This window comes from Pseudoalteromonas sp. M58 (assembly GCF_042604605.1).
Classification (GTDB): domain Bacteria; phylum Pseudomonadota; class Gammaproteobacteria; order Enterobacterales; family Alteromonadaceae; genus Pseudoalteromonas; species Pseudoalteromonas tetraodonis.
Map to the genome: position 1 here is coordinate 2884358 of NZ_CP152390.1, position 11572 is coordinate 2895929.

General features: G+C 40.4%; 11 protein-coding genes. 4 read left to right on the forward strand and 7 right to left on the reverse strand.

The genetic code is table 11. The features are described 5' to 3' along the window. The 3 genes from secB to AAGD16_RS13290 are packed head-to-tail and all read right to left on the reverse strand — an operon-like array spanning position 1 to position 1249. A complete protein-coding gene (gene secB, locus AAGD16_RS13280) occupies positions 1–489 on the reverse strand; it encodes a protein-export chaperone SecB (protein ID WP_013465945.1) in 489 nt (162 codons plus the stop codon). A 38-nt stretch (positions 490–527) separates the two neighbouring features. After that, entirely contained in the window at positions 528–785 is a 258-nt protein-coding gene (gene grxC, locus AAGD16_RS13285) for a glutaredoxin 3 (protein ID WP_016899746.1), read from the reverse strand. Positions 786–817: 32 nt separating this feature from the next. Further along, positions 818–1249: a rhodanese-like domain-containing protein gene (locus AAGD16_RS13290; protein ID WP_013465947.1), complete on the reverse strand. Its 432-nt coding sequence runs from the start codon at positions 1247–1249 to the stop codon at positions 818–820. A 447-nt stretch (positions 1250–1696) separates the two neighbouring features. Here AAGD16_RS13290 and gpmM point away from each other — a divergent pair, with 447 nt between their 5' ends. The 4 genes from gpmM to AAGD16_RS13310 all read left to right on the forward strand — a co-directional run bounded on the left by gpmM (position 1697) and on the right by AAGD16_RS13310 (position 6503). Beyond that, complete coding sequence (gpmM, locus tag AAGD16_RS13295) at positions 1697–3241, forward strand: 2,3-bisphosphoglycerate-independent phosphoglycerate mutase (protein WP_377112326.1); 1545 nt, start codon at positions 1697–1699, stop codon at positions 3239–3241. A 3-nt stretch (positions 3242–3244) separates the two neighbouring features. Then, on the forward strand, positions 3245–4384 hold the full coding sequence (locus AAGD16_RS13300) for a murein hydrolase activator EnvC family protein (protein ID WP_377112329.1): 1140 nt from the start codon (positions 3245–3247) through the stop codon (positions 4382–4384). 33 nt (positions 4385–4417) lie between these two features. Further along, complete coding sequence (locus tag AAGD16_RS13305; protein ID WP_013465951.1) at positions 4418–5683, forward strand: S41 family peptidase; 1266 nt, start codon at positions 4418–4420, stop codon at positions 5681–5683. Positions 5684–5750: 67 nt separating this feature from the next. Further along, positions 5751–6503 (forward strand): divergent polysaccharide deacetylase family protein, encoded by a 753-nt coding sequence (locus AAGD16_RS13310; RefSeq protein WP_013465952.1) that lies wholly within the window; start codon positions 5751–5753, stop codon positions 6501–6503. A 58-nt stretch (positions 6504–6561) separates the two neighbouring features. Here the strand turns inward: AAGD16_RS13310 and AAGD16_RS13315 are convergent, their stop codons facing one another. The 4 genes from AAGD16_RS13315 to ftsE form a co-directional block, all read right to left on the reverse strand. Next, complete coding sequence (locus AAGD16_RS13315; RefSeq protein ID WP_377112332.1) at positions 6562–8433, reverse strand: methyl-accepting chemotaxis protein; 1872 nt, start codon at positions 8431–8433, stop codon at positions 6562–6564. Positions 8434–8760: 327 nt separating this feature from the next. Next, positions 8761–9624, reverse strand: a complete 864-nt coding sequence (rpoH, locus tag AAGD16_RS13320; protein WP_377112335.1) for an RNA polymerase sigma factor RpoH — start codon at positions 9622–9624, stop codon at positions 8761–8763. A 242-nt stretch (positions 9625–9866) separates the two neighbouring features. Further along, on the reverse strand, positions 9867–10853 hold the full coding sequence (gene ftsX, locus AAGD16_RS13325) for a permease-like cell division protein FtsX (protein WP_013465955.1): 987 nt from the start codon (positions 10851–10853) through the stop codon (positions 9867–9869). Beyond that, a complete protein-coding gene (gene ftsE, locus AAGD16_RS13330; protein WP_013465956.1) occupies positions 10850–11527 on the reverse strand; it encodes a cell division ATP-binding protein FtsE in 678 nt (225 codons plus the stop codon). Before ftsE ends, ftsX begins: the two co-directional genes overlap by 4 nt. Between the last annotated feature and the right edge of the window lie 45 nt (positions 11528–11572).

The following is an 11572-nucleotide window of genomic DNA, read 5'->3' on the forward strand; positions in this document are numbered from 1 at the left end:
TTAAGCGTCTGCTGTAGCCTGCTCAGCTTGCGCTGTGCGTTGCTGCATGTACTGTGCAAATAATGCGTCAAAGTTAACTGGCGCAAGATTAAGTTGTGGGAACGTACCACGATTTACTAAGTTAGATACCGCTTCACGTGCATATGGGAATAACACGTTAGGGCAAAATGCACCTAGCATGTGCGCTAATTGCATTTCTTCAACGTCAGCAATAGTAAAGATACCTGCTTGTTGAATTTCACATAAAAACGCAGTTTCTTCACCGATAGATGCCGTTACAGTTAGTGCAAGCACAACTTCGTAAACACCTTCATCAAGCTTGTTAGAGCGCGTATCTAAATCTAATTTTACTTCTGGAGCCCACTCTTTTTGAAAAATAGCTGGCGAATTTGGCGTTTCAAACGATACATCTTTAGTATAAATACGTTGAATAGTAAACTGTGCACCTGCATCAGCTTCTGCTGCTGCGTTTTGATTTTGTTCGTTCATTGTTATTCCTAACCTGTTATTTATTATAATTAATTAAATTAAGCACTGAGCTTAGCATCAAGGTGACCTTGCGCTTCTAGTGCCATCATGTCGTCACAGCCACCGATGTGTTCATCGTTGATAAAAATTTGTGGAACCGTGCTTGCGCCACCGGCTTTGGCGATCATTTCATCGCGAAGCTCTGGCTGAACGCCAATATCAATATTTGTGTATTTTACACCTTTGCTGTCTAACAGCGCTAATGCGCGATGACAAAAAGGACAATATCCTTTGGTGTATAAAACAACGTTACTCATAATTAATCCTTAATCGGTTTAGCTAAGAGATACTAGCGACCGCTTGTTGTTGGCAGACTTGCTGATTGCCACGCACCCATACCGCCAGATAAAACATAAACCTGTTCATAGCCTGCTTTATGCATTGCGGTTGCAACACCTGAAGCAGTCATGCCTGCAGCACATACCACTATAATGGGTTTGCTCTTATACTTTTCAAGGGTCGAGAAATCAGATTCTTTAGCTTTTTCTGGGTTTAAGTGCACAGCACCGGCAATATGGCCGGTTTTAAACTCTTTTTGCCCACGCATATCAACAACCTGGCCGTCTTCGCGGTTAATAAGTAACGTTAACTGCTGAGGATTGATTTGACGAATTGCTGAAAATTTACTTTTTATTGCGCCACTAATAATAAGAAACGCAATCGCAACCCAAGCTAGGCTTAGAATTGGATGGTTTGAGACAAATTCAATATATTGATCCATTCGACTTCCACTATAAAGTTACATACTAAAACGGATGTTTTAGATATTTTAAATTCTTACCAATTGCACTTGCACAATGAGCAGTCACTCATCAGCAAATCAATAGAGCGCTGTTAGGCTACTCTGAATTTTCACCTACAAGATAGGCTTAACTTACCCCACAACCCTATTCAATACTTGAATAAAATAGAGATTAGCCGCGCAAGTATACCCAAATCAGCTAAAAATGCGAGTTTAAGCACGCTTGAAAGCCACAATGCCCAGCTCTTTTTAACTGAAAAATAATCTAGCCCTTTAAAGTTTTCAATTTAGCCAATCCTAATTGAAAATTTTTAATATCTTCTTTTCATTGCTGATCCTAGCTATAAAACGCGGTATGCTAAGACTTGGCATGTTGGCATTAATGTTAGCGTGTATTTTAGCAACGCTAATTTTTCAGGAGTGACTATGACAGAGCATAAAAAACCACTGGTATTAATGATTTTAGATGGCTGGGGGTACAGAGAAGATGAGCAAAGCAATGCTATTTTAGCTGCTAACACCCCTGTATTAGATGAGCTTTGGGCCACACGTCCTCATACATTAATTTCAGCATCGGGTTTAGATGTCGGTCTTCCTGATGGCCAAATGGGTAATTCTGAGGTGGGCCATGTTAATTTAGGCGCAGGCCGTATTGTGTATCAAGATTTTACCCGTATCACCAAAGCCATTGATGATGGCGAATTTGATACAACCCCTGCACTTGTTGAAAACATTGATAAAGCCGTTCATGCCAACAAAGCTGTACACATTATGGGACTGTTAAGTCCAGGTGGCGTGCATAGCCACGAAGATCATATTGTTGCCAGTATACAACTGGCTGCAAAACGCGGCGCTAAAGAGGTGTACTTTCATGCCTTTTTAGATGGACGCGATACACCACCGCGTAGTGCTAAAGCGTCTATTGAGCGTATTGAAGCCTTATTTAGCGAACTTAAATGTGGCCGTTTAGCCTCACTAATTGGCCGTTACTATGCCATGGACAGAGACAACCGCTGGAATCGTGTTGAAAAAGCCTATAATTTAATCACCTTAGGTGAAGGCGATTTTGATTATGAAGAAGGCGTAAGTGCACTAAATGCCGCTTATGAGCGCGATGAAAATGACGAATTTGTAGCAGCCAGCACGATCACTCCTAAAGGCAGCGAATCTGTAAAAGTAAATGATGGCGACACCATCATATTTGCAAACTTTAGAGCAGACCGCGCACGCGAAATCACTCGCGCCTTTGTAGAGTCTGACTTTGACGGCTTTAATAAGAAAAAATCGCCTGAGCTTAGCGGCTTTGTGATGATGACTGAATACGCAGCCGATATAGATGCGCCTGTTGCTTTTGGCCCCACGCCGCTTAATAACGTACTTGGCGAATGGTTTGAAAAACAAGGTAAAACTCAACTGCGTATTTCTGAAACTGAAAAATATGCTCATGTTACCTTTTTCTTCAGTGGTGGACGAGAAGATGAGTTTGACGGCGAAACCCGTGAACTTATTCCATCACCTCAGGTTGCAACATATGATTTGCAGCCAGAAATGAACTCAAAAATGCTTACCGATAAGCTAGTAGAAGCAATAAAAAGTGGAAAATACGATGCCATTATTTGTAACTACCCTAATGGCGACATGGTCGGTCACTCAGGTGTATTTGAGGCTGCAGTTAAAGCCTGTGAGGCAGTAGATAACTGTATTGGCCGTGTAGTGGATGCATTGAAAGAATATGGCGGCGAAGCACTTATTACCGCCGATCATGGCAATGCAGAGCAAATGGCAAACCTTAAAACAGGCCAAGCGCACACAGCACATACCAGTGAGCCCGTGCCGTTTATTTATGTAGGTCGCGATGCACAAGCTTATTCAGGCAAAGCCTTGAGCGATGTTGCCCCAACCATGCTGCATTTAATGGGGTTAGAGCAACCTGCAGAAATGACAGGGTCGCCAATTATGGTGTTGAAATAACCTATGAAAAAAAGCGCATACCGCGTCATTGCGTGTATCTGTGTACTGCATTCATTAGTCACTGGCGTTGCCGTGGCTAATGAAGATCGTACTAAAAAAGACCTATCCCAAGTTCAAGTGGCTTTAGAGCAAAGCCAAGCTGAATATCAACAACAGCAAAAAGAAATAGCTAAACAGCAGCAAAAGCTAAAAGCACATGAACTCGCTATAGCGAAAAACGCTAAAGCACTCAATATGGCTGAGCAATCCGTTAAAAAAACACAACAACAGCAAGCAGAGCAACAACAACGCGCGGTAAAGCTTGAAAAACAACAAGCCCAATTTCAGCGTGTGTTAGCAGCACAGTTAAAAAGTGCTTATATGGCAGGTAGTGATGACTATTCAAAAATGCTGCTTAACCAAGAAGATACCGCTAAATTTGAACGTACGCTTAGCTATTACAACTACTTAAATAAAGCCCGCATAAAGCAGCTTGATGAACTTAAAGCGCTGCAAATAGAAATTGCGAAAAACCAAGCTGAGCTTGAAAAAACAAAAGAAAAGTTAGTTGCTTTATTTGATGAACAAAAAAGGCGACAAGCAGCGCTTCTTGACGCTAAAAATGAGCGCCAAGCCAGCCTAAAAAATCTAAAAAAGCAGTTAAATAAAACAAAAAATTCAATTAGTTACTTAGAAGAGAACGAACAAACGCTGATCGCAACTATTAAAGAACTTGAAGAAGAAAAAGCCACAAAAATTGAGCTATTGGGCCTAAATAAAAATAAAGGAAGATTAAGCTGGCCGAGTAAAGGCAAACTAACGCACAAGTTTGGCCAACGTAAGCACGGCGGAATTAACTGGAAAGGCGTGTTAATTTCTGCTGCAGAGGGCACTTCAGTAAATAGCATTCATAACGGTCAGGTGGTATTTGCAGATTGGTTAAAAGGTTACGGCTGGGTGATTGTTGTGGACCACGGTGAAGGATTTATGAGCTTATACGGGCATGCACAAACCTTACTCAAAGATGTGGGTGATATGGTCAGAGAGGGTGAAAGCGTTGCTTTAGTTGGGCAAAGCGGTGGACAAGCCGATTCTGGTCTATACTTTGAAATACGCCACAAAGGGCGTGCTGTTAATCCCATAAAATGGTGCAGACGTATTTAATCTTAAAATAACTGCATCCTAGTAGAGGCAGTTATGATAAACACACACATTTGCCAAAAAAAAGTATCGCAAACAAAACCAATGTTTTGGTTTTGTTTGCAGGTATTTTTTTTATTGGCACTTTTTGGCTTTATAAATAATGCTCATGCCAGTTCGGTCAAAGATTTAGAAAGCCAAAAAATAAATGAAATACTGTTTAATATTCATACCTACTACGTTGATGATTTAGCACTGCATAACAGCGAATACATTGAATACAACACCTCTCAATTTGAACGCTTATACTCTAAACTCGATCCCTACTCTAAATATTTAGATAAAAATGAGCTAAATGCGTTATTTGATAATACCAATGGTCGCTATACTGGCTTAGGCATTGAGGTCAAAAATATTGAGCAGCGCACCACGATTGTTAAAGTAATTAATAATTCGCCTGCTAAACAAGTCGGCCTGCGAGCTGGCGATATTATTACAGCAGTTAATAATCAGCAGATTAAAAATAGTCCTATTGATATAGTCGCGCAGCAAATTAAAGACAGCCCCAACAATAAAGTACAACTAAGTATTATCCGAAATAACAATCTAAAACCGCTCATATTTAACCTCAGCAGAAAACAAATAAAACTGGCCAGTGTAACTAAGCAACTACTTGATGCGGGTAGCGGTTATATTGCTATAAATACCTTTTCAAACCACACCTTGCATGAAGTTGCCTTACAAATAGCCGCTATGCAAAACCATTACGGCCACGCATTAAAAGGCTTAATTATTGATTTACGAGACAACCCTGGCGGGACTTTAAAAAGCGCGGTTGCTGTGGCAGACCTCTTTTTACAAGATGGTCTAATAGTAACAACCAAAGGACGTTTTTATGATTCTAATCAGTCGTTTTACGCTAAACGCGGCGATATTTTAAAAGGCGCACCTATTGTTGTACTGATTAACGAAAACTCAGCCTCTGCAGCAGAAATACTGGCTGCAGCACTAAAAGAAAATATGCGTGCAAAAATAGTGGGGAGTCAGTCATTTGGCAAAGGGTCGGTGCAATCACTCATTCCATTAGGCGATGGTGATACCGCCTTAAAACTAACTACCGCACGCTACTTTACGCCATCAGGTGAATCGATTGAAGGTATTGGCGTGACTCCGAATGTGGCGATTAATCAAACAACGCTTCCACAAACAAATAAAGCCGTTATAATAAAAAATGAACAATTAGAACAAAACACCGTTTTTAGCACTGAAGATTTAGCCGATATCCAGTTAACCAAGGCAAAACAGCTACTCAACATGCACTAAATTCGGTAAATTATTTTAAACACGACAAAGATAATAAAAATTATAAAACGTGAAAACTATAAATTTAATGGTGTTAGCTGGGCTGTTTTTAGCCTTATTTGCAACATCGAGTGCTGTTAAAGCCAAGCAAATAGCCATAGTGATCGATGACATAGGTTATCATCAACGTGATTTAGAATTCCTGAGTTTACCTGGGCAGTTGTCCTATTCAATATTGCCCCACACCCCCTATTCTCAAATATTTGCAACCCTTGCTAGTCAGTCAAATAAAGAGCTCCTGTTGCATGTTCCTATGCAGGCTTTAAATGGTAAAAAACTCGGGCCTGGTGCGCTCACTTTAAATATGGATAAAGCACAACTTCAACAAACGCTCGGGAATGCGCTGGCCAGTTTACCGCAAGTTAAAGGAGTTAATAACCATATGGGCTCTGCGCTGACTCAACAAAGCCAAGCAATGAAATGGACCATGGAAGTACTCAAAAAACGCCAGCTGTATTTTCTTGATAGCCGTACAACTGAATTAAGCCAAGCTCAGAATGCAGCCAACTTTTTGGGAGTGGAAAACATTAGCCGACATGTATTTTTAGACAATATAACGACCACAGAGCAACTACAATTAAGATTAGAAGAGCTAAAATCAAAAGCAACTAAGTATCAATTTGCCATTGCAATAGCGCATCCCTATCCCGAAACCATCGATTTTTTACGCCACGCTTTGCCGCAATTAAGTGAGCAAGGATTTGAACTGGTGCCAGTATCGCAACTGGTCGAACGTAAATATGTACAAATAGCTCAGCAAGAAGCTATTTCATTAAACTGATGGGGTAAGTAAACCCCCTAACCCATCAGTTAATTTAACTCACTTATGCGCATTATATTTATAAAATAAATGTTGCTACTTTAGCATTTAAATCTGTAGCTCTGTCTTTTAATACTTCAGCTTGGCTTAAATGTGCAGTTGCTGAGGTAGTAATTTCATCGGTTACATCTTTAATGGCGACCGTATTTCTAGTAATTTCATTAGTCACTTGCGTTTGCTCTTCTGCTGCAACCGCTATTTGACCCGCCATATCAGAAATTTCATTCACTGCTAAGGTGATTTCCTCTAGTGCATGAGCTGCTGCATTAACATCATCCACACTATTGTTAGCATATCCCTTACTGCTGTCCATCAAGCTCACTGCTTTTTTGGTCGTATTTTGTAAGGTTTCTATGGTGGTGTAAATTTCTGCTGTGGAGTTTTGCGTTCTTCTTGATAGTACACGCACCTCGTCGGCAACCACTGCAAAGCCACGCCCTTGTTCACCAGCACGGGCAGCCTCTATTGCGGCATTGAGTGCTAATAGATTTGTTTGCTCAGCAATTTCTTGAATGGTAGTCAAAATACTCGATATAGCCTGAGCATGTAAGCTTAGTTCGCCAATGACGGTGGTTGTTTGGTCTATTTCACCCGCAAGTGAATTAATCGTATTTCTGGTTTTATCAACTAACAGTTTACCTTCACGACTACTTTGCGCTGACTGTTGTGATGCCGTCGCGGTATTTTCGGCATTAGCAGCAATCTCATGGGTTGCACTTGCCATCTCTGTGACCGCAGTGGCAACCATCGCCACTTCTTGTTGCTGACGCTGCAACTCACTGACACTGTTTTGATTAGTGATTAAGCTTTTCTCTGCATCAAAATCTAAATCAGTAGCTAACTGGCGAATATGGCTTATAAGCTCATGCTGGCTACTTACAAAGCGATTAAAACTATCAGCCAGTACCCCAACTTCATCTTGTGTATCAACACTAATACGCTGGGTCAAATCACCGTTACCATCAGCAATTGTTGATAACGCTTGAGATACTCGGCTTAACGGCGCAAGCAACACACTTAATAACCATGAAATAGCCAACACGCTCAATAAAAGTGCCACACTGACTAATACGAGTTGAGTTACTAATAAACTAATTAACGGTGCCTCTAAGGTTTCTTTATCCAATACAAATAGCAACTGCCAATCGGTATTATTTATATTTTCACCCCAAACAAGCTTCTCTCGGCCTTCATCTTTAAAATAAAGGGGAGTAAATTCACCGTTTTGACTATTAGATAAAATGAATTGGTGATTTATTTTCGAGTCAATATGCGTAATATCTGCCATTACTTTTTTAGTGTCTTTATAGGCAATCACAGTGCCATCTTGATGCATCATGATGGCATACCCATTTGCCGGTAAAGACATAGTATTAACATCATTAACTAAAGACTCAATCGATAAATCACCCGCTACCACGCCACTTTGTGTGGTTTTAGCAATAGAAACAACCAACTGATTAAACGCAGTATCTAAATAAGGTTTGGTAATTACGGCGCCATTTTTCAGCTGTGCTTGTTTATACCATGGACGAGTGCGCGGGTCGTAGCCGGTTCGATCAATACTTGGATCAGAGTCAGTCATTTTCCCGATACTATCTCCAAAGTAAGTTAATTGAAAACCACCCGACACTTTGGCTTGCTGTAATGCGCTGAGCGTATTGCCCTCAACCTTACTCGCAACTGACTCTATGATCTGCTGACGACTAGCTAGCCAATCTTCAATACTCGCAGCTTGTTGCTTACCAGACTGACTTACATTATCAATACTGCTTTTTAACAGTAACGCTTTTTGAGAGGTGTAGCTATTCCACGATAGCAATACAATAATAACGGCTAGGGCAAGAACCACCGATAGCAAGATCTTTTTCTTTAGTGAATATGAGTTCATATTGAGTGTAAATACTCGCGTTAAATGAAATTGAAAGGCAATAAGCACAGCAATTAATAATTTAATTTAGGCTACGATTTGAACGACAAGTCGCTCAGGTGCGCGAATATTTTCATATACCCAAATTAAAAACAAACTAAAATCATGTATTTAAATTAAAACCAAACTTATTCATTAACTTTAACTAGGGTATATTTAATTAAAAGATATACAGATGTGACTAGAGGTAAGCAAAATAAGAAAAAAGATACTTTTTGTTAACCTCTTTTTTTAACTAAAAAAAAGCCCCGCATTTTCATGCAGGGCTTTATCAGCTTTTTAGTGCGATTAACTCATCGCGCTTTGTAATTTTTTCATTGCTGTTTTTTCCAGCTGGCGAACACGCTCTGCTGATACGCTGTATTTTTCAGCCAACTCTTGCAGTGTTGCTTTATCGTCTGACAACCAACGAGCACTAACGATATCTTGAGAACGCTCATCGAGAGTTTTCAAGGCGCTAAATAAACGCGTATGTGACTGCTCTTGCCATTGCTGTTGTTCAATGTCGTCAGCTAAATCAGCAGAACCATCGGTTAAGTATTGTACCGGTGAGTAAGTGCTAGTTGGCGCGTCGTCATTATCGTCGCCAGTTAAGTCAAAGCCCATGTCTTGGCCGCTCATACGCGATTCCATTTCACGCACTTCTTTTTCACTCACACCTAGCTCGCTCGCTACTGTGCTAACTTCAGCTTGATTAAACCAGCCTAAACGTTTTTTGTTTTTACGAAGATTAAAAAACAGTTTACGTTGCGCTTTGGTTGTCGCAACTTTTACGATACGCCAGTTTTTAAGCACAAACTCATGAATTTCGGCTTTGATCCAATGAACCGCAAATGAAACCAAACGTACACCCACTGATGGGTCAAAACGTTTTACTGCCTTCATCAGTCCAATGTTACCCTCTTGAATTAAATCAGCTTGGGGTAACCCGTAACCCGAGTAGCTTTTAGCTATGTGCGCTACAAAGCGCAAATGCGACATAATGAGTTGCTTTGCAGCACTAAGATCGCCTTCTTCCTGAAGTTTTTTTGCAAGTTCCTGCTCTTGCTCAACTTTAAGCATAGGAATAGTACCAACAGCTTGAAGATAGCCATCCATACTTGCGCTTTGTTGCCCAACTGTAAGTGCCATTGCGTATAAATCTTTACTCATTTTTCACCTCGGTGATAAACATTTGAAACCATCTTAGCACTCTTTTAGTAAGAGTGCTAACTTGAATTTAAAACTTTTTTGAATCATAAATCAAGTGGTTTTTTTAGTGTTAAGTCAGTCTACACTAGGCGACTGAATAACCTATGAATTGGTTTAGCCAAAGCAAAGATTAATCTTTTTGCTTTGGCTTTTTTATAATTTTAAACTTAAAACATGACAGTTTTAAGAATTATATTAGGGCCCTAAACCTTATCGGGTTCTATTTCTGAGATGTAACGGTTAACCGATAAGTAAGAACCAATAAAGCCTAAGCTAGTGGCCAACAATACCAACGCGCCAAATTCGTTAAGGCTAAGCCCTATTAGCGTAAAGCTGGTTTGATATACCCCTGCAACACTGCTTACCGCAGCAGATAGCCACCACATCATTAATGCTACGCAAATAAAAGCAAACAATCCGCCAATCACGCCATACCAAATGCCAGTCCATAAAAAGGGGGCATGAATAAAGGTATTAGTTGCCCCTACGAGCTTCATTACTTGTATTTCTTCTTTTTTATCCATAATGGATAAACGAATTGTATTGCCAATTATCAGTGTCACTGAGGTAAGTAATAGTAGCGCTATGGTGATCACACTTTCCTTTAATAAGCTCAGCAATGCATTTAGACGTTCAAGCCAAGCAATATCAAGCTTACCAAAGTCGACCTCTCGCTCGCTTTCAAGTTTTTTTAGTAATTGCTTAGCCGCATTAGGTTGGCTATGTCGCTGGGTTGGTGTAACTAAAACCACATTCGGTAATGGGTTACTATCTAGGTATTCTAAAGCCTGACCAAACCCAGACATTTCTTTGAATTCATCCAAAGCCTCAGTGCGAGAAATAAAAGTCACACTTTGTATTTCAGGATATAGCGCTAAGCGTTTAACTAAAGTTTGCGTTTCTTGCTCACTCATATCCTCTTTTACAAACAAGGATATTTCGCTGGCTTGCTCAAAACCACTGCTCACTTGTTGCACATTTTTAACCACTAAGTATAACGTTGCGGGCAAGGTTAAACTCAAACCCAGAACAGCAATAGTCATCATAGAGGCTAATGGCGTGCGCCACATTTCTCCTAGGCTGTACACACCTTGGCGAAAAATATTAATAATGAAAAAGTAACCGCCAGAGAATACGGATTTTTTTTGTTTATCATTACTATTTTGACGGCTTTTGAACAGTAAACTCATAATACACCCTCAGCCAGTGGATCTTGGCTCATCCGCCCATCATGAAGCGTTAAGCTACGATACTTCATTCGTGATACTAACCCCAAGTCATGGGTGGCAATTAAAACCGTGGTGCCATGCTTATTAAAATCTTCGAACAGGCGTAATATTTCCATCGATAACTCAGGATCAAGGTTACCGGTAGGTTCATCAGCTAATAGTATAGGAGGAGAATTAACAATGGCTCGTGCAATCCCTACACGTTGCTGCTCACCGCCAGAGAGTGTGGAGGGATGACAGCGTACTTTATCTAACAAGCCCACTTTATCGAGCGCGCCATGCACACGCTTGGCAATTTGCTTGTGGTGAGTCCCTTCAATAATTAAGGGCAAAGCAACGTTATCGAACACCGTATATCGTTCTAATAGACGATGATTTTGAAAAATAATACCAATGTCGCGGCGTGCATACGGAATTTGTCGTGAATTTAACTTATTCAAATCCACGCCATTGATAAACACATTACCCGCAGAGGGGCGTTCCATCAAGCTAATAAGCTTTAAAAGTGTACTTTTACCGGCACCACTGTGGCCCGTTAAAAAAGCCAGTTCGCCTGGTTTTATATGAAAACTCACTTTTTCAAGCGCGCGATGCCCACCGGCATAGGTTTTACTTACTTGCTGAAAATTTATCATTTTTTATTATGCCAACCTCATTAAACGTCCTAACGCAATTGGTAT

Coding starts and splice junctions, on each gene's coding strand:
- rpoH (WP_377112335.1), bottom strand. CDS start 9,624: ATGAGTAAAGATTTATACGCAATGGCACTTACAGTTGGGCAACAAAGC.
- secB (WP_013465945.1), bottom strand. CDS start 489: ATGAACGAACAAAATCAAAACGCAGCAGCAGAAGCTGATGCAGGTGCA.
- AAGD16_RS13305 (WP_013465951.1), top strand. CDS start 4,418: ATGATAAACACACACATTTGCCAAAAAAAAGTATCGCAAACAAAACCA.
- ftsX (WP_013465955.1), bottom strand. CDS start 10,853: ATGAGTTTACTGTTCAAAAGCCGTCAAAATAGTAATGATAAACAAAAA.
- AAGD16_RS13310 (WP_013465952.1), top strand. CDS start 5,751: ATGGTGTTAGCTGGGCTGTTTTTAGCCTTATTTGCAACATCGAGTGCT.
- AAGD16_RS13290 (WP_013465947.1), bottom strand. CDS start 1,249: ATGGATCAATATATTGAATTTGTCTCAAACCATCCAATTCTAAGCCTA.
- ftsE (WP_013465956.1), bottom strand. CDS start 11,527: ATGATAAATTTTCAGCAAGTAAGTAAAACCTATGCCGGTGGGCATCGC.
- grxC (WP_016899746.1), bottom strand. CDS start 785: ATGAGTAACGTTGTTTTATACACCAAAGGATATTGTCCTTTTTGTCAT.
- AAGD16_RS13315 (WP_377112332.1), bottom strand. CDS start 8,433: ATGAACTCATATTCACTAAAGAAAAAGATCTTGCTATCGGTGGTTCTT.
- gpmM (WP_377112326.1), top strand. CDS start 1,697: ATGACAGAGCATAAAAAACCACTGGTATTAATGATTTTAGATGGCTGG.
- AAGD16_RS13300 (WP_377112329.1), top strand. CDS start 3,245: ATGAAAAAAAGCGCATACCGCGTCATTGCGTGTATCTGTGTACTGCAT.